Raw genomic sequence first — 16,941 nt, forward strand, 5'->3', positions numbered from 1 at the left:
AATTCACGTTTGCCTGGCGGCGTCCTGCCGCCATGATGGCTCTGGCTGCCCTGTCGGCGCCGGCCTTCGCCGCCGAAGACGACCGTCCGGTCACCGCCACCCTCGGTGGCCGCCTGCACCTGGACTTCGCCACCTTCGACAACGACAACCGCGGTACGCCGAACAAGGACGACACCGAGATCCGCCGTGCCTGGGTCGATGTGTCCGGCAAGTTCTTCGTGGTCGACTACAAGCTGGAAGCCGACTTCTCCGGCGACCGCGTCGAGGCCAAGGACGTGTACCTGGCACGCAGCTTCGGCAAGGCCGGCAAGCTGACCGTCGGCCAGTTCAAGCAGTACTTCTCGCTGGATGACCGCACCAGCTCCAACTACGGGAGCTTCCTGGAGCGCGGCAACGCCGGCACCACGCTGGCGCCGCTGTACCGCCTGGGTGCGTCGTGGCAGGCCAACCCCGGCGACTTCACCTGGGCGGCCAGCATCTACAGCCTGGAAAGCATCGACGCCTGGCAGGTGAAGGGCCGTGCCGCCGGTGGCCGCGTCACCTGGGCGCCCTCGCCCAGCGATGGCGACGTGCTGCACCTGGGCCTGTCGCTGGCCCGTGAGGCCTATGACAACCCGGGCGCCAATGGCGTGCCTGGCCTGCGCATCCGCCCGCGCCCGGCCGGCCACCTGTCCGACGAGAGCCGCCTGACCCTGGTCGACTTCTCCGCCGGCCGCGATACCGACGTCAACAAGTGGTCGCTGGAATACGCGCAGGTGCGCGGCCCGCTGTCGTGGCAGGGCGAGTTCAGTGGCGCCACCTTCGACGACGGCGCGCAGCGTGGCGACGTGATGGCGGCCTACGGCATGCTCAGCTGGTTCGTCACCGGCGAAAGCCGCGCCTACGACCGCAAGACCGGCCGCTTCGCGCGGGTGAAGGACATCCGCCACAAGGCCGGTGCCTTCGAAGTGGCGCTGCGCTACGACCAGATGTGGGGCGCACAGCACCTCGACGGTGCCCCCGACCTGCGCCGCGGCAGCACCGAAGCATGGACGCTGGGTGGCAACTGGTACCTGCGCGACAACCTGCGCTTCATGCTCAACGTGATCGAAAGCCGCAACCGCGACCGCCTGGCCGGGGTCACGGTGGACCGCACGCGTGCGGTCACCGGCCGCCTGCAGTACGACTTCTAGGCCCGACATTCCGGGCATTCCGCCCGGGCCCCTTCCACTCCCCCACGTCCTGTTTTCGCAAGGAGTCCGCAGATGATGCTGAGCATCCTCGGCTTTGGCATGGTCATTACGTTCATGTACTTGATCATGAGCAAACGCCTGTCGCCGCTCGTCGCCCTGATCACCATCCCCATCCTGTTCGCGCTGATCGGCGGCTTCGGCGCCAACATCGACGAGATGATGCTGGAGGGGATCAAGAAGATCGCGCCGACCGGTGTGATGCTGATGTTCGCCATCCTCTACTTCGGGGTGATGATCGACGCCGGCCTGTTCGATCCGCTGGTGCGGGTGATCCTGCGCTTCGTCAAGGGCGATCCGATGAAGATCGTGCTCGGCACCGCGGTGCTGGCGATGCTGATCTCGCTGGACGGTGATGGCTCGACCACCTACATGATCACCGTCTCGGCGATGCTGCCGCTGTACCAGCGGCTGGGCATGAACGCACTGAACATGACCTGCGTGACCATCCTCGCCGGCGGCGTGATGAACCTGACCCCGTGGGGCGGCCCGACCGCCCGCGCGGCCACCGCGCTGCACGTGGACCCGGCCGATGTGTTCGTGCCGCTGATCCCGTCGATGGTGATCGCCTGTGCCGGCGTGCTGCTGCTGGCCTGGTACCTGGGCCTGAAGGAACGCCGTCGCCTCGGCGTGGTGACCCTGCCCAAGGGCGGCAGCTGGATGGACAACAGCGTGTCCGACGACAGCAACCCGCTGCCGACCGTGGAAGACGCCGAGGACATCAAGCGTCCGAAGCTGCTGTGGGTCAACCTGGCCCTGACCGTGGCGCTGATGACCGCGCTGATCATCGGCGTGCTGCCGATGCCGGTGCTGTTCATGGTCGGCTTCGCCATCGCCCTGGTGATCAACTACCCGAACCTGGCCGAGCAGCGCCGCCGCGTGGTCAACCACGCCGGCAACGTGCTGTCGGTGGTGTCGCTGATCTTCGCCGCTGGCATCTTCACCGGCATCCTCAACAACACCGGCATGGTCGAAGCGATGTCGCACAGCTTCCTGGCGGTGATCCCGGAATCGTGGGGGCCGTACCTGGCGGTGATCACGGCGGTGGCGTCGATGCCGTTCACCTTCTTCATGTCCAACGACGCGTTCTACTTCGGCGTGCTGCCGATCCTGTCCGAAGCCGCCGGCAACTACGGCATCACCCCGGTGGAAATGGCGCGCGCCTCGCTGGCCGGTCAGCCGGTGCACCTGCTCAGCCCGCTGGTGCCGTCCACCTACCTGCTGGTTGGCCTGGCCAAGGTCGAGTTCGCCGATCACCAGAAGTTCACCCTGAAGTGGGCCATCGCCATCTCGATGCTGCTGATGGTCGGCAGCCTGCTGTTCGGCCTGTACCCGCTCGCGGCCTGACCCCTTACCAAGGAGCCTTCTGCAATGACGCTTCGAATCGCTTACGTCACCAGCGGCATGGGCAGTGTCGGTACTGCCATCTGCCAGAGCCTGGCCCGCAGCGGCCACACCGTGGTCGCCGGTTGCGCGCCGAACTCACCGCGCAAGGCCAACTGGCTGCGCGAGCAGCGCGAACAGGGCTTCGACTTCATCGCCTCCGAAGGCAACGCGACCGACTGGGCCTCGACCAGCGCGGCGTTCGCCAAGGTCCGCGCCGAAGTCGGCGAGGTGGATGTACTGGTCAACAATTCCGGCGGCAGCCGCGACCTGCTGTTCCGGCAGATGACGGTGGAGGACTGGAACGCGGTGATCGCCTCCAACCTCAATGCGCTGTTCAACCTCACCAAGCAGGTCGTCGACGGCATGGCCACGCGTGGCTGGGGCCGCATCATCAACATTGGTTCGGTCAGCGCCCACAAGGGCCAGATCGGCCAGGTGAACTACGCCACCGCCAAGGCAGCGATGCACGGCTTCAGCCGAGCCCTGGCCGCGGAAGTGGCCTCGCGCGGGGTGACCGTCAACACGTTGTCGCCGGGCTATATCGCCAGCCAGGCCATCAGCAGCTTCCCGCCGGATGTGCTGGACCGGCTGGCCGCCTCGGTGCCCGTGCGCCGCCTCGGCCGCCCGGAGGAAGTAGCCGGCCTGTGCGCGTGGCTGGCCTCGGATGAAGCCTCGTACGTGACCGGCGCCGACTATCCGGTCAACGGTGGCCTGTACATGGGTTGAGCCCGTCTCCACGCAGCGCGTGGACCGCCTCCCCCACGGAGTGCGCGGGGCCGGTGAACCTTCGCTTGCGAGGGGGATCCGGCCCCTTTTTGTTTCTGCATTTCTGAGACGCACTTCCCGATGCATCGGCAGAACCGGTGCTATACCTGCCAGCGCTTGCCGCGCCCAATGGACGAACGGCTGACATCGCGGATCAAGGAGGTTGGCATGCGTGCAATGCTGATTGCGCTTCTTGCGGTCGCCACCACGCCACTGGCGGCAACCCCACCCGCTGCCACTGCAGAAGAGGCGGACGCAACCTGGCGGCTCGTGGAGCGCTGGTCCTTGCAACTGGCACGCTCTGACCTTGTCGCGCAGCTGTCACCACTGGCTCCGGCCGGCTCGCGTTCGGAAGCAGGAATGGGCCGGGGCGACAGCGCCACCATCGATCTGGCGCCATTCGTGGTCGCTGGGAGGATCAAGGGGCCTTCTGGACAGATCTACACCGATGCGTCGGGGCGAATCATCAAAGGCATTACGCTGTCGCTGGGCGGCGCCTGCATCTCACGAAAGCAGATGGGTCGTCGCTACCCCGACTTCAACGTCCTTTCCGTCCCGTCAGGGCATAGTCTGGACGAGTCGACGGTGTTCGGCACGGTACTGAACGGCATCCAGATCGGGTTCTCATTCTCCGAACATGATCGTGACTGCATGGACCAGCTCAAATTCAGGTGGCCCGGTGAGCGCTTCTGATTCTCTCCGGCATACCACCATGACGAACAGGTTGCAGGACGCACACCACTGCCCTGCATCGTTCGTTGGTTTTCCGTAAAGAAGGTTTCATGTTCCGTTCGCATAGTGGCCATGCACCGCGCACGCGTGCCGGTGACCACCCCCAATGCAACGGACCACCATGCAGACCCGACACCTGACGATCGCCGTGGCGATCGCGCTCTCCGCCGCCGCCAGCGCCCATGCCGCCACCGCCGCCGATGCCGGCGCCAGCACCGATGCCGCGCTGAGCGCGCAGACGCTGGATACCGTCTCTGTGATCGGTCAGGGCGAGACCCGCCAGGTGCAGCGCATCACCACCGTCGACAAGCAGGTGCTGCCGCCGGGCACCAGCGGCCAGAAGATCCTCGACCGCCTGCCGGGCGTGTCGGTGCAGTCCAACGACGCCTTCGGTGCCAACGAGGAATCGCAGACCATCAGCCTGCGCGGCTTCGACAAGAGCCGCCTGGGCTACACGCTGGACGGCATCCCGCTGGGCGACAACAGCTACGGCAACTACAACGGCCTGAGCATCGCCCGCGCGATCATCGCCGAGAACCTGGCCGGTGCCGAACTGTCGCAGGGCATCGGTTCGCTGGGCGTGGCCTCGACCAGCAACCTGGGCGGCACCATCCAGTACTTCTCGACGGACCCGTCCACCGAATTCGGCGGCCGCGCCAGCGTCACCGTTGGCGACAACAGCCAGCGCCGTGGCTACCTGCGCGTGGATACCGGCGACATCAACGGCTTCTCGGCCTATGTGTCCGGCGTGCACCAGGACCAGGACATGTGGGCCGCGCCGTACCAGAACCAGACCACCCGCCAGTTCAACGCCAAGGCGGTGTGGAATGTCGGCGACCACCGCTTCGGTGCGTTCGTGGCCACCTCGCGCGCCAGCCAGGCCAACTACGCCTACCTGTCCAAGGACATGCTGGCACGTGGCCTGGGCTATGACTGGAACATCTACGCGCCGGACTGGGATCGAGCCGTGGCTGCTGCGTACTGCGCGCCGGGAACTCTGGACCGCAGCAAGTGCAAGTTCAGCGGTGGCGTCACCAGCATCGACGATGCGTACTACCAGAGCCGTGCACTGCGTGACGACAACCTGTACTCGGTGGATGCCGACCTGCGCCTGGGTGAGCAGGGGCGCCTGAAGCTGCTGGCCTATCACCACGACAACCGTGGCCAGGGCCACTGGTGGGCACCGGGCCAGCCGTCCTACCCGGGCACCGACAAGATGCTGCCGATCTCGATCCGCAGCACCAACTACACGATCAACCGCGATGGCCTGACCGCCGCACTGTCGTGGACGGTCGGTATCCACGAGCTGGAAGCCGGCCTGTGGTACGAGCAGAACGACCACAACGTGTCGCGCAACTTCTACTACATCAGCGGCCCGTTCCTGGACGACCTGTACCTGAAGAACCCGGACCGTCTGCTGTTCAACCAGGACTTCGACATCCGCACGCGCCAGTTCTACGTGCAGGACCGCATGCGCTTCCTGGACCAGCGCCTGACCGTGGACGTCGGCATCAAGAGCCCCAACACCCGCATGCGCGCCACCGCCAACCCGGGTGTGGAAACCAGCATCGCCTCGGGCACGCTGACTGCCAAGGAATCGGTGCTGCCGCAGCTGGGCCTGGGCTTCAAGCTCAACGCCAACAACGAGCTGTTCGCCTCGTATGCCGAAAACATCGCTGCCTTCGTCGGCGGTGGCAGCGGCGGCCCGCTGCAGGTGTCGCCGGAATCGTTCGCGGCCAGCGTCGGCCTGGAGCCCGAGAAGTCGAAGAGCCTGGAAGCCGGTTTCCGTACTTTCGGTGAGAAGTACCAGGCGTCGATCGCTGCCTACAACGTGAAGTTCGACAACCGCCTGCTGTCGCTGAACCCGTGCTCGAGCATCGAAGTCGGCACGCGTCCGGAGTGCGTGACGCGCTTCATCAACGTCGGTTCGGTGAAGAGCTACGGCGCGGAACTGACCTTCATCCTCAAGCCGATCGACGGCCTGCAGTGGTACAACGCGCTGTCCTGGAACAAGACCACCTACGAGGACGACTACCTGTCCGGCGGCGCGGTAGTGCCGGTGGCCGGCAAGATCACCGTGGATACGCCGCAGCGCATGGCCTCCAGTGAAATCAGCTGGAACCGCGATGGCTTCTTCGCCAGCCTGCGTGCCAAGTACACCGGCAAGCGCTACTACACTTACACCAACGACCAGTCGGTGCCGGGCGTGACTACCTTCGACGCCGGTGCGGGCTACGATTTCGGCCCGGGCCTGGGCCTGCGTAACGTGCGGGTGTCGTTGAACGCGACCAACCTGACCAACAAGCGCTACGCCGGCCAGCTGAGCTCGTTCGCACCGACCGATCCGAAGGGCACGCGCTATGCGATCCATGCGAGTGCGCCGCGGCAGCTGTTCATGACGGTGGCGGCGGAGTTCTAAATCGAAAGCGGGCGCTGCGGCGCGTTGATTGTTCCTGCATGGCGTGGGTAGGCAGGCCCATGCAGGACACGCCGTAAACCCATCCATGGGGGCTCGATCGGCGCATCCATGCGCCTCACGGTCCTGCATGGGCCTGCCTACCCACGCTGGACAGTTCCCCGCGCCGGCGCGGAGGCAATTGAAAGCAAGAGCAAAAGCAAAAGCAAAGAGCCGGGCACTGCCCGGCTATTTGCTTTTCAAGCTTTTCAAACGCAATCCCTCTGGTGGATTGCTGGCCGTCTCGCAGGAAATTGTCTGGAGCGGGGGGCTTGCGCTGGCCAGGACCGTCCACGGCATGGATGCCGTGGCCGAGCCTTATCTGATCGGAATCTGGCAGCGTAGGCGTCGAGAGCCGGCGTGGGCCGCCGTGCGAGCCTAGATCTCGACGATCCGTAACCAGGATCGCGACGATCGCCATGTAGCTTGGCGCCCACGCCGGAATCTCCCTTGATCCGCCCGAACAGTTGCTGGAGCGACCACTCGAAGCGATAAGACTGGGCAAGCGGGGGAGCTCTCGACCCTTCCAGACTATACGGAGTCAGGTGATGAACGGGATCGGGATTGATGTCAGCAAGCGTCAGCTGGATATCGGTACGACGGACGGAGAAACCCTGCAGGTCAGCAACAACCGCTCCGGGTTTTCTGAACTGGATGTTTGGCTGAAGAAGCGTCCGACCCGCCAGATCGTGCTTGAAGCCACGGGTGGCTATGAGCAGCCGGTGCTGGATTTCCTGCACAAGGCCGGTCATCCGGTGGCCCGTGCCAATGCCTTGCGCGCCCGGAAACTGGCTCAGGGGTTGGGTCAGACTGCCAAAACCGACCGTTTGGATGCCTACGCGTTGGCGCAGATGGCCGCCCTGGTGAAGCTGCCTCCCTATCAGCCGCTGCAGTCTTGGCAGCAGAAGATGCGGGAGTTCGTTCGGGCACGTCGGCAGGCGATGGACGCCCTGACCATCGCGCGGCAACAGCAGGAAATGGTGCTTGATCGTGAACTGCGCCGACTACTGCAGGGCAACATCACCCGCCTACAAACGTTGGTTGAGCGTCTGGGCAAGCAGATCGTCGAGCAGGTTGGTCAGCAGCCTCAACTGAAGATGCTGAAGTCGATGAAGGGCGTAGGGCCTGTGCTGCAGGCAGTTCTAGCCAGCTATCTGCCAGAGCTTGGCAGGATCACTGGCAAGCGCATCGCCAGCCTGGTCGGGGTAGCCCCGATGTCCCACGACAGCGGCACGATGAGAGGAAAACGAAGCATCCACGGTGGAAGAGCCGAAATCCGGCAAGTGCTCTACATGGCGGCAATGTCGGCCATGCGGCATGAACCTCGGCTGCGCGATTTTTACCAGTCGCTACGAGCCCGCGGCAAGGAAGGCAAGGTGGCCATCGTGGCAGTGATGCGGAAGATGCTGGTCATCCTCAACGCCCGTGTGCGCGACGCTGAAAGCGGGCTAGTCCCCGCCTGAGGCGAGCCAGGGCGAAAGACCAAAGGCTGCCGGCCAGCGGCCGGCACTACCGTGCCCGTTTACCTGACGGGCCTGAGACTCTCCAGCAACACAGTTGCTACAGGGACGTACTTGCGGCGTGTCCTGGCCAGCGCAAGCCCCCCGCTCTCTCCGATATCAATCAAGACGCCACAAGCCGCCAACGCATTTCATTCCGGCGCCAGCTGGTCCATCCGTATCCGGTTGGCGAACAGCGAGAACGCCAGCATCCCGGCCAGGCCATTCGCCCGGCTCACCCAGTGCGGCAGCCAACGCGGCGGCTTCAGCACCCCCGCATCGAACAACGGCGCGAACGCGATCGCATCGGTCAGGCTCATCTTGCCGGCAAACAACCAGCGGCAGACCTGCAGGCGGTCCTCGGCCAGCATGTGGCGGAAGAAGGTGTGCACCGACACCAGGCCGCGCAGGTACACCGTGTCCTTGGTGAAGGCCAGGCCGCCACTCGGCGGCACGCCACGGAACACGCGCTGCGCCGAAGCGAAACTCTCTTCCGCGTTCTGCCCGGCATCGCAGAAATAGCGGAACACTTCGATGAAATCAGCACCTTCGCGGGCCATCGCAATCGCTTCGGTACGCAGGCTGATGCGCTTGAGGCGCTCGATGTCGATGCTGCCGGTGATCTGCTCGGCGAAGGTGGCCAGCCCTTCCTGGGTTGCCGTCACCCGCGGCGAGGACAGTGCCAGGCTGGGCAGCACCGGCTGCTCGCGGCCGTTCAGGGCGGTCAGTGAATGCACCAGCGCTTCATGGTGGAACAGCTGCGCGCGGTCGTAGGCGCTGAAGCGTGCACTGGTGCGCAGGCGGATGCGGGTCGGGCCGGCGGCGGCCTTGGACACCAGCTCCGGGTCGAGCTGTACCTGGATGATGCGCGATTCGAAGAACGCGTCCAGATCGTTCTGCAGCTGCAGTTGCAGCGCGATGGCCGAGACCGGCACCTGTTCTTCCGGTGCCAGCAGTTCGTGGTCCAGCTCGGCGGCGATCTGGATGAAGTGGCGCGCCGCTTCGCGCGTGCTCGGGCCATTGCCCGGCAACGGCTGCTCGGGGGCGCCGAACAGCTGCACCGAACAGGAGTCGACGGCGGCAGTGCCCAGTCCTTCCAGCAGCTGCGCAGCCAGGTCCCAGCTCTGCGCTGACTGCCGCACGTAGTGACCCAGTGGATGGCTGTCGTCGCAGTCGGCGGCAATCGCGGCCAGCGCACGACGTTCCTCGCTGAAATCCAGCTTCGGGTAGTCCACCTTCGGCAGTACCGGCTGGCCGCGTGCCACGCTGGCCAGGAACGGTGCCTGCAGCGTCGCCGGCCAGCTGGTCAGGCCCAGCAGGCGGATGCCTCCCACGGCCTCGACCAGGCGCGCATCGAGCGCTGCATGGTGGGCCACGTCACGGTCCAGCGTCGCAGTCGGTTCCATGCGCGGACTATAGCGCTCTGCCCGCACGTTGGTAGGTGCAATGGATCGGGTAGCTGCCAACCTTGGTTGGCATCCGCCGAAGGCGGACTTCGGATACATCCGTGCCAACCAAGGTTGGCACCTACCAGGAGCGGGCAGTTGGCACCCACCCGAAGCAGGCAGACGCAGGTTCATTGCAGGGGGCAGAGCCCATTGCGGTGCAATGGGATCCGACCCCGCGATACCGATCAACGCCTGCGCGGCTTGCCTGCCGGGCGGAACTGCTGGCCCTTGCCCTTCTTGCCACCGCGTTCCTGCGCGGTCTCGGCCTGGCGTACTGCCAGCTTGGCGGCAGCGGCGGCCACTTCTTCCTTCAGCTTGAAGTAGTTCAGCAGCCGGCTCTCTTCGATCTCGCCGGCCTCGATCGCTGCACGCACGGCACAGCCCGGTTCCTGCTGGTGCTTGCAGTCGTTGAAACGGCACTGTGCGGCCAGCGCTTCGATGTCGGCGAAGCCACCTTCGGACAGCGTTTCTTCGCCGGTCGGCTTCAGCTCGCGCATGCCCGGGGTGTCGATCAGGCAGGCGCCGGTCGGCAGCGGCATCAGCGCGCGGTGCGTGGTGGTGTGGCGTCCGCGCGAATCGTTGGCGCGCACCGCGTTGGTCTTCATCCGCTGCTCGCCCAGCAGGGTGTTGGTCAGCGTGGACTTGCCGGCACCGGAGGAACCGACCAGCACCACCGTGCGGCCCGGGCCCAGCCACGGCTGCAGCACCGCCACGCTGTCGGCATCCAGGCCGTTGATCGCATGCAGCGCGATGCCCTGCATCTCCAGCTCTTCCAGCACCGCCAGTGCGTCTTCGCTGTACTCGGTCTGGTCGGCCTTGGTCAGCACCACCACCGGCTCTGCACCGCCACCACCGACCAGCAGCAGGTAGCGTTCGATGCGGCGCGGATTGAAGTCGGCATCCAGGCCACAGACGATGAACACCGTATCGATGTTGGCGGCGATCACCTGCTGGTGGTAATGCTCGCCGGCCGCACCGCGCTTGATCGCGGTACGCCGCGGCAGCAGGGCGACGATGCGGATGCCATCGAGCAGCACCCAGTCACCCACCGCTGGCCGTTCATGGCTGGGGAAGCGCGGGCGCTGCCATTCCGGCAGCGACTCGGCCTTGATCGACGCATCCGGGCCATCGGCCACCACGTAGTGGGTGCGGTGCTGTTCGATCACCCGTGCCGGGCGGGCCTGCGGATGTGCGGCCATCGCGGCCTGCCAGTCGGCCTGCTGCGCCGGGCCCGGCCAGGGCCAGCCAATGGTCTGCAGGGCGATGAAATCGGGGGTCTGGGTCATCGCCGCCATTCTACCTGTGCCGGCGCCCTGCCAGCCCAGCAATGACGGGCCCGGAGCCCTTGCCATGCATTGCAGCAATTCCGGTAGGATGGAAGCCCCATGCCTTTTGACGGCCCAGCTCCCATGTCCACCAACTCGCCCAAGCCCCTGGCCATCCGCGAGCGCCTTTCCGAAGTGCGCTACGAAATCCGCGGAGAACTGGCGCGGCGAGCCCGGGAGCTGGAGGCGCAGGGCCGCAAGCTGATCAAGCTCAACATCGGCAATCCCGGCGCCTTCGGTTTCCGCGCGCCGGAGCACCTTCAGCGTGCGATCGCCGACGACATGGGCCGCACCGACCCCTACACGCACCAGCAGGGCCTGCCGGTCGCGCGTGAAGCCATCGCCAGCTACTACGCCCGCCGTGGCGCGCCCGATGCGCACCCGGACCGCGTCTTCCTCGGCAATGGCGTCAGCGAACTGATCGACCTGTCGCTGCGTGCGCTGCTCAATCCCGGCGACGAAGTGCTGGTGCCCTCGCCCGACTACCCGCTGTGGTCGGCCTCGACCATCCTCAACGATGGCCGCCCGGTGTACTACCGCTGCGCACCGGAGAACGGCTTCCAGCCGGACCCGAGCGAGATCGAGACACTGGTGTCCTCGCGCACCCGCGCCATCGTGCTGATCAACCCGAACAACCCCAGCGGCGCAAGCTACCCGCGCGAACTGCTGGAGCGCGTGGTCGAGATCGCGCGCCGCCACAACCTGCTGTTGCTGGTTGATGAGATCTACGACCAGATCCTGTACGACGACGCGGTGTTCCAGCCGGTCGCGCCGCTGGCCGGTGATCATCCGTGCCTGACCTTCAGCGGCCTGAGCAAGGTGCACCGCGCCTGCGGCTGGCGCGTGGGCTGGGCCCACCTCAGCGGCGACGATGCCCGCCTGGGTGACTTCCGCGCGGCGCTGGACCTGCTCGGTGCGCTGCGCCTGTGCGCCAACGTGCCGGGCCAGTACGCCATCGAGGCCGCGGTGAACGGCCCGGACACCATTTCCGAGCTGTGCACGCCGGGCGGCCGCCTGTACGAAACCCGCCGTGCGGTGATCGAAGCCTGCGAAGCCAGCGAGCACCTGTCGCTGGTCGCTCCCTCCGGTGCGCTGTACGCGTTCCCGGCCGTGGTAGGCGCTGCGGCCAAGGGCTTCGACGACCACAACTTCGCGCTGGACCTGATGAACAACGAGGGCGTGCTGGTGGTGCCGGGCTCGAGCTTCAACGTGCCCTACCGCCACCATTTCCGCGTGACCCTGATGCCGGAAGCCTCGGTGATGCGCGATGTATTCGCGCGCATTGACCGTGCCCTGGCCCGCCGTGCCGAGGACGCGACCAAGGTCGTGCCGCTGAAGCCGCGCCGTTCGGTGGCCTGACCTGTGACCCTGTCCTACCTGGCGCTGGGCGATTCGTACACCATCGGTGAAGCGGTTGCAGTCGAAGGCCGCTGGCCGCACCAGCTGGCTGCCGCGCTGCGTGCACAGGGCACTGAGCTGTCCGATCCGCAGACCATTGCGACCACCGGCTGGACCACCGACGAACTTGATACAGGCATCGATGCGGCCGCGCCGCAGGGGCCGTTCGATTTCGTCAGCCTGCTGATCGGCGTCAACAACCAGTACCGCGGGCGTCCGCTGGACGAATACCGCAGCCAGTTCCAGGCGCTGCTGCAGCGGGCGATCGGCTTCGCTGGCGGTGACGCCGGCCGCGTGCTGGTGCTGTCCTTCCCCGATTGGGGTGCGACCCCGTTCGGCGCCGGCAGTGGCCGCGACCTGGCCGCCATCGAGATCGAGACCGACGAGTTCAACGCGGCTGCCGAGGTGATCAGCACCCAGCAGGGCGTGGCCTTCGTCGACATCACCGATATCAGCCGCGCGCAGGGCGAAGACCCGACGATGTTTGCCGAGGACGGCCTGCATCCTTCAGCGCGGATGTATGCGCTGTGGAGCGCGCGCGCTCTGCCGGTGGCCGCGCATCTGCTTGGCGGCACGGACTGAGGCGATGGACGGCACGCCACGGAACGGCCCGCCCCTGCCCTGCACGCCCCTGACCGCCCCGCAGGCCCGCTTGATCGCAGAAGCATTCCGGCCAGCGCAGGCCTGGGGCAGCCGCCGCGACTACTACTACACCCGCGGCAAGCTCGGCAGCGATCCGCTGTACGACGGCGTGCTGCAGCATCTGCCTGACGATGGGCAGCCTGTGCTGGACCTGGGCTGCGGGCTGGGCCTGTTCGCCCATGTGCTGCGCCAGCGCGGCGGTACCCAGCATTACCTGGGCGTGGACGTGGATGCCGGCAAGATCACCCGCGCGCAACGTGCTGCCGCCGACCTGCAGGACGTGCGCTTCGACTGCGTGGATGTGCAGGCGCCGCTGCCGGCCCAATCCGGGCACGTCCTGCTGCTGGACGTGCTTCAGTATCTGGACGCGGGCCCACAGCAGGCCCTGCTGCGCGCGGCCAGCGCACAGGTGGCCCACGGCGGCTGCCTGTTGCTGCGTACACCGCTGGCCACCGGCGATGGCCGCGACCGCACCACGCGGGTCGCCGACCGGCTGGCCTGGCTGATCGGCTGGATGGGCACACGACCGCGCCACTATCCCGATCCGCAGGTGTTGCAGGCGACATTGATCGAGGCCGGATTGCAGGTGACGTCGCCCCGGCCGCTGCACGGGCGTACCCCGTTCAACAGCTGGCTGCTGGTGGCGCACCGCATCCGGTAGCGCGGGGCCATGCCCGGCGGATTCCATCCATGCCGCTGCGCTCGCCGGGCGTGGCCCGGCGCTACCGGTTATCCGGCCGGCAGCTGCGCCTTCAGCCCGCGCTCGTGCAGTGCCTGCAGCACGCGCTCGATGATCACCAGGTTATGCCCATGGGCGGCACCTTCGTGCAGCAGCACGATCGCGCCCGGGCGCAGATCCGGCAGCAACCGTGCCAGCACGCCGTCCGGCGTGCAGCCGACGCCGTCGTAGCCGCGCGCGCTCCAGCCTACCCGGACCAGCCCCAACCGCTGCAGCACCGGCGCCACGAACGGATTGGTCATGCCCACCACCGAGCGGTACCAGCGCACCGGCTGGCCGCTTACCGCCTGCAGGGCATGCTGGCAGCCCTCGATCTCGGCGCGCATCGCCGCCGGGCCCAGCCGCCAGAAGCGCGCCTGCGGATGGCTGTGGCTGTGATTGCCCAGGTCATGGCCACGGCGCAGGATCTCGGCGACCAGTTCCGGCTGCGCCAGCGCACGTTCGCCCACCAGGAAGAAGGTGGCGCGCGCCTGGTGGCGGTCCAGCAGGTCGAGCATGGCGCGGGTTTCCGGGCCAGGACCGTCATCGATGGTCAGCCATACCGTGTTGCCGGCCTCCGGCAGTCGGCTCAGCACCGGCGCATAGAAGCGGCTGTTGGGCAGGAACACCGGCACCATGAACAGCGCATGGCTGGCCACCATCAGCGGCAGCCCCCACTGCCAGCCGGCCAGGGCCCAGACCAGGATCACGGCCAGCTGCGACGCCACCAGCCAGGGCAGCCAGCGCCAGGGGCGGGGCGGGATGCGATGCAATGTTCCTGCGTTGCTCATCCCCCATGATGCCATGGGGGTTAGAATTGATGATTCGAATTCCCGGAACCCCGACGTCCATGTCCCTCGATCCCGCCCTGCGTTCGCGCATCGAATCCATCCTCAACGCCAACCGCGTCGTGCTGTTCATGAAGGGCCAGCCGTCGATGCCGCAGTGCGGTTTCTCGGCCAAGGCCGTGGGCGCCCTGCAGGACCTCGGCGTCGAGTTCGCCCACGTCAACGTGCTGGCCGACCAGGAAATCCGTGAAGGCATCAAGGCCTACGGCGACTGGCCGACCATCCCGCAGCTGTACATCGACGGCGAACTGGTCGGCGGCAGCGACATCGTGCTGCAGATGGCCGCCAGCGGCGAGCTGAGCAGCGTGCTGGGCCTGGCTGCGCCGGACCGTACCCCGCCGAGCATCACCGTCACCCCGGCAGCCGTGGAAATGCTCAAGGGCGCGCTGGCCGATGCCCCGGGCGCGGCCCTGCAGCTGTCCATCGACGCCGGTTTCCAGCCGAACTTCCAGCTGGCCCCGCACGACGAAGGCGCGATTGCCGCCGAGTCCAACGGCCTGCGCGTGCAGTTCGACCTGGCCAGCGCGCGTCGCGCCAACGGCATCACCATCGACTGGGTGGACGACATCCGCGGCAAGGGCCTGGCCATCGACAACCCGAACGCGCCGAAGCCGGTACAGGAAATCAGCGTGCGCGATGCCGACGACCTGGTGCGCGCCGGCAACATCACCCTGGTGGACGTGCGCCCGGCCGACGAGCGCGCCATCGCAGCCGTCGGCGTACCGTTCAAGAGCTTCGACGGCAACGGCCGCGCCGCGCTGGAAGCCCTGCCGAAGGACACCGCACTGGCCTTCATGTGCCACCACGGTGGCCGCAGCGCGCAGGCCGCCGAGCAGTTCCGCGCCCTCGGCTTCACCAAGGTGTTCAACGTCACCGGCGGCATCAACGCCTGGTCGGAAGACGTGGACAACGGCGTGCCGAAGTACTGATCGGCACTGAAAAAGGGGACGGAGGGGATTAAGTCGTTTTTGCCATAAACGACTTAATCCCCTCCGTCCCCTTTTTCTTAGCCGGCGAACCCGCCTTCGGCCAGGTAATCCAGTTCTTCCGGCGTGGGGATGCGGCCCAGCACGGCGTTGCGATGCGGGAAGCGCCCGAAACGGCGGATGATGTCGCGGTGCAGTTCGGCGTACTGCAGGTATTCCTTGTCACCCAGCACGTCGAACATCGCCACCGAGCGGTCCTGGTCCAGCGGATCCTCGGAGTGCTCGAACGGCAGGTAGATGAAGGCGCGCAGCTTCGGCACCAGCTGCAGGTCCAGGCCTTCCTCGATGGCACGCATGGCGTAGTGCCGGGCCAGGCCATCGGTGGCGTAGGAATGGGCAGTGCCCCGGAAGCAGTTGCGCGGGAACTGGTCCAGCAGCAGCATCAGGGCCAGCGCCCCTTCGGCACTGCCCAGCCAATGCTCGCGCCCGCGCGAAGCGGCGGCGAAATGCTCATCCAGAAACAACTGGCGGAACTGCGCGTCGAACGCGTCGTCGCGGGCGAACCACTTCGCAGGGCCCGCCTCCTTCCAGAATTCCACCACTTGCGCGGCAACGTCCATTACCTACTCCCAGGCCCGGACGCCCCGCGCCCGGCCTTCATCATCATTCGTCGAAGCGCAGGTGGCGGACCGACTTGCCGTTGCGCCGGATAAGCTTAAGCGCCTCGATGCCGATCTGGATATGGTTTTCCACGAACTGGGAGCTGACCTTGGCATCGGAGGCCTCGGTCTTGACCCCGTCCGGGATCATCGGCTGGTCCGAAACCAGCAGCAGCGCGCCGCTGGGGATGTGGTTGGCGAAGCCGGCGGCGAACACCGTGGCCGTTTCCATGTCGATGGCCATGCAGCGCATCGCCCGCAGCCGCTCCTTGAAGGCCTCGTCGTGCTCCCAGACCCGGCGGTTGGTGGTGTAGACGGTGCCGGTCCAGTAATCGTGGCCGAGGTCGCGGATCATGGTCGAAACCGCACGCTGCAGCGCGAAGGCCGGCAGCGCCGGTACTTCCGGCGGCAGGTAGTCGCCCGAGGTACCCTCGCCGCGGATCGCCGCGATCGGCAGCACCAGGTCGCCCAGCTGGTTCTTGCGCTTGAGACCACCGCACTTGCCCAGGAACAGCACCGCCTTGGGCATCACCGCCGACAGCAGGTCCATGATGATCGCGGCATTGGGACTGCCCATGCCGAAGTTGATCATGGTGATGCCATCGATGGTGGCACTGGCCATCGGCCGGTCCAGGCCGATGACCGGCGCGCCGGTCAGCTCGGAGAACGTATGCAGGTAGCCGCCGAAGTTGGTCAGCAGAATGTGCTGGCCGAACTGGTCCAGCGGTACGCCGGTATAGCGCGGCAGCCAGTTGTCGACGATTTCCTGCTTGCTCTTCATGGGCAGTCCGGTACGGCGGGGGACCGGGTATTTTCAGCCACCCGGCCGGTGCCGTCGAGCCACCGTCGACAGGCCTGTGAAGAAGGTCACTTGGCAAGCCCGCCGCCTCCGGGCTAGCGTCGACGGTTGG

General features: G+C 66.6%; 16 protein-coding genes. 11 read left to right on the forward strand and 5 right to left on the reverse strand.

What is annotated here, in order from left to right:
* Positions 1-32: 32 nt before the first annotated feature.
* From ACZK3W_RS18425 to ACZK3W_RS18455, 7 genes are all read left to right on the forward strand, one after another.
* A complete protein-coding gene (locus ACZK3W_RS18425) occupies positions 33-1,172 on the forward strand; it encodes an OprO/OprP family phosphate-selective porin (protein WP_282256329.1) in 1,140 nt (379 codons plus the stop codon).
* A 75-nt stretch (positions 1,173-1,247) separates the two neighbouring features.
* The gene (locus ACZK3W_RS18430) at positions 1,248-2,576 is read left to right on the forward strand and encodes a CitMHS family transporter (RefSeq protein WP_032130486.1); all 1,329 of its coding nucleotides are present in this window, start codon (positions 1,248-1,250) and stop codon (positions 2,574-2,576) included.
* 24 nt (positions 2,577-2,600) lie between these two features.
* Positions 2,601-3,341 (forward strand): acetoacetyl-CoA reductase, encoded by a 741-nt coding sequence (gene phbB, locus ACZK3W_RS18435; RefSeq protein WP_005419193.1) that lies wholly within the window; start codon positions 2,601-2,603, stop codon positions 3,339-3,341.
* Positions 3,342-3,548: 207 nt separating this feature from the next.
* The gene (locus ACZK3W_RS18440) at positions 3,549-4,073 is read left to right on the forward strand and encodes a hypothetical protein (protein ID WP_478450163.1); all 525 of its coding nucleotides are present in this window, start codon (positions 3,549-3,551) and stop codon (positions 4,071-4,073) included.
* Between the two features lie 160 nt (positions 4,074-4,233).
* A complete protein-coding gene (locus ACZK3W_RS18445) occupies positions 4,234-6,531 on the forward strand; it encodes a TonB-dependent receptor (RefSeq protein ID WP_478450164.1) in 2,298 nt (765 codons plus the stop codon).
* 127 nt (positions 6,532-6,658) lie between these two features.
* The gene (locus ACZK3W_RS18450) at positions 6,659-6,949 is read left to right on the forward strand and encodes a hypothetical protein (RefSeq protein ID WP_478450165.1); all 291 of its coding nucleotides are present in this window, start codon (positions 6,659-6,661) and stop codon (positions 6,947-6,949) included.
* 166 nt (positions 6,950-7,115) lie between these two features.
* Entirely contained in the window at positions 7,116-8,030 is a 915-nt protein-coding gene (locus tag ACZK3W_RS18455) for an IS110 family RNA-guided transposase (RefSeq protein WP_180838801.1), read from the forward strand.
* A 188-nt stretch (positions 8,031-8,218) separates the two neighbouring features.
* On the opposite strand, the gene ACZK3W_RS18460 is transcribed toward ACZK3W_RS18455, so the two are convergent.
* Positions 8,219-9,472, reverse strand: a complete 1,254-nt coding sequence (locus ACZK3W_RS18460) for a flavohemoglobin expression-modulating QEGLA motif protein (RefSeq protein WP_125895588.1) — start codon at positions 9,470-9,472, stop codon at positions 8,219-8,221.
* A 227-nt stretch (positions 9,473-9,699) separates the two neighbouring features.
* Positions 9,700-10,809: a ribosome small subunit-dependent GTPase A gene (rsgA, locus tag ACZK3W_RS18465; protein ID WP_032129866.1), complete on the reverse strand. Its 1,110-nt coding sequence runs from the start codon at positions 10,807-10,809 to the stop codon at positions 9,700-9,702.
* Positions 10,810-10,923: 114 nt separating this feature from the next.
* On the opposite strand from rsgA, the gene ACZK3W_RS18470 reads away from it, so the two are divergent.
* Genes ACZK3W_RS18470 through ACZK3W_RS18480 form a run of 3 tightly spaced genes read left to right on the forward strand, consistent with a single transcriptional unit; the run spans position 10,924 to position 13,540 of the window.
* Complete coding sequence (locus ACZK3W_RS18470; protein ID WP_125895589.1) at positions 10,924-12,198, forward strand: pyridoxal phosphate-dependent aminotransferase; 1,275 nt, start codon at positions 10,924-10,926, stop codon at positions 12,196-12,198.
* A 3-nt stretch (positions 12,199-12,201) separates the two neighbouring features.
* Entirely contained in the window at positions 12,202-12,819 is a 618-nt protein-coding gene (locus ACZK3W_RS18475; protein ID WP_125895590.1) for an SGNH/GDSL hydrolase family protein, read from the forward strand.
* 4 nt (positions 12,820-12,823) lie between these two features.
* A complete protein-coding gene (locus ACZK3W_RS18480) occupies positions 12,824-13,540 on the forward strand; it encodes a class I SAM-dependent methyltransferase (protein WP_125895591.1) in 717 nt (238 codons plus the stop codon).
* A gap of 68 nt (positions 13,541-13,608) precedes the next feature.
* Here ACZK3W_RS18480 and ACZK3W_RS18485 read toward each other — a convergent pair whose 3' ends face one another.
* Positions 13,609-14,388, reverse strand: coding sequence for a polysaccharide deacetylase family protein (locus ACZK3W_RS18485; RefSeq protein ID WP_125895592.1), 780 nt, complete (start codon positions 14,386-14,388; stop codon positions 13,609-13,611).
* Between the two features lie 59 nt (positions 14,389-14,447).
* Here ACZK3W_RS18485 and grxD point away from each other — a divergent pair, with 59 nt between their 5' ends.
* A complete protein-coding gene (grxD, locus tag ACZK3W_RS18490; protein WP_049421809.1) occupies positions 14,448-15,374 on the forward strand; it encodes a Grx4 family monothiol glutaredoxin in 927 nt (308 codons plus the stop codon).
* A 77-nt stretch (positions 15,375-15,451) separates the two neighbouring features.
* Here the strand turns inward: grxD and ACZK3W_RS18495 are convergent, their stop codons facing one another.
* Both ACZK3W_RS18495 and ACZK3W_RS18500 read right to left on the reverse strand, forming a co-directional pair.
* Positions 15,452-15,991, reverse strand: coding sequence for a DUF924 family protein (locus ACZK3W_RS18495; protein ID WP_006384394.1), 540 nt, complete (start codon positions 15,989-15,991; stop codon positions 15,452-15,454).
* Positions 15,992-16,034: 43 nt separating this feature from the next.
* Positions 16,035-16,811, reverse strand: coding sequence for an AMP nucleosidase (locus ACZK3W_RS18500; protein WP_005414446.1), 777 nt, complete (start codon positions 16,809-16,811; stop codon positions 16,035-16,037).
* Positions 16,812-16,941: the final 130 nt, after the last annotated feature.

Source organism: Stenotrophomonas sp. 80084_Sma, from assembly GCF_056481995.1.

Bases quoted from the DNA above. Each gene is read 5' to 3' on its own strand.
- ACZK3W_RS18500 (WP_005414446.1), bottom strand. From the start codon at position 16,811: ATGAAGAGCAAGCAGGAAATCGTCGACAACTGGCTGCCGCGCTATACC.
- grxD (WP_049421809.1), top strand. From the start codon at position 14,448: ATGTCCCTCGATCCCGCCCTGCGTTCGCGCATCGAATCCATCCTCAAC.
- rsgA (WP_032129866.1), bottom strand. From the start codon at position 10,809: ATGGCGGCGATGACCCAGACCCCCGATTTCATCGCCCTGCAGACCATT.
- ACZK3W_RS18425 (WP_282256329.1), top strand. From the start codon at position 33: ATGATGGCTCTGGCTGCCCTGTCGGCGCCGGCCTTCGCCGCCGAAGAC.
- ACZK3W_RS18470 (WP_125895589.1), top strand. From the start codon at position 10,924: ATGTCCACCAACTCGCCCAAGCCCCTGGCCATCCGCGAGCGCCTTTCC.
- ACZK3W_RS18495 (WP_006384394.1), bottom strand. From the start codon at position 15,991: ATGGACGTTGCCGCGCAAGTGGTGGAATTCTGGAAGGAGGCGGGCCCT.
- ACZK3W_RS18460 (WP_125895588.1), bottom strand. From the start codon at position 9,472: ATGGAACCGACTGCGACGCTGGACCGTGACGTGGCCCACCATGCAGCG.
- ACZK3W_RS18445 (WP_478450164.1), top strand. From the start codon at position 4,234: ATGCAGACCCGACACCTGACGATCGCCGTGGCGATCGCGCTCTCCGCC.
- phbB (WP_005419193.1), top strand. From the start codon at position 2,601: ATGACGCTTCGAATCGCTTACGTCACCAGCGGCATGGGCAGTGTCGGT.
- ACZK3W_RS18455 (WP_180838801.1), top strand. From the start codon at position 7,116: ATGAACGGGATCGGGATTGATGTCAGCAAGCGTCAGCTGGATATCGGT.
- ACZK3W_RS18430 (WP_032130486.1), top strand. From the start codon at position 1,248: ATGCTGAGCATCCTCGGCTTTGGCATGGTCATTACGTTCATGTACTTG.
- ACZK3W_RS18450 (WP_478450165.1), top strand. From the start codon at position 6,659: ATGGGCCTGCCTACCCACGCTGGACAGTTCCCCGCGCCGGCGCGGAGG.
- ACZK3W_RS18440 (WP_478450163.1), top strand. From the start codon at position 3,549: ATGCGTGCAATGCTGATTGCGCTTCTTGCGGTCGCCACCACGCCACTG.
- ACZK3W_RS18485 (WP_125895592.1), bottom strand. From the start codon at position 14,388: ATGAGCAACGCAGGAACATTGCATCGCATCCCGCCCCGCCCCTGGCGC.
- ACZK3W_RS18480 (WP_125895591.1), top strand. From the start codon at position 12,824: ATGGACGGCACGCCACGGAACGGCCCGCCCCTGCCCTGCACGCCCCTG.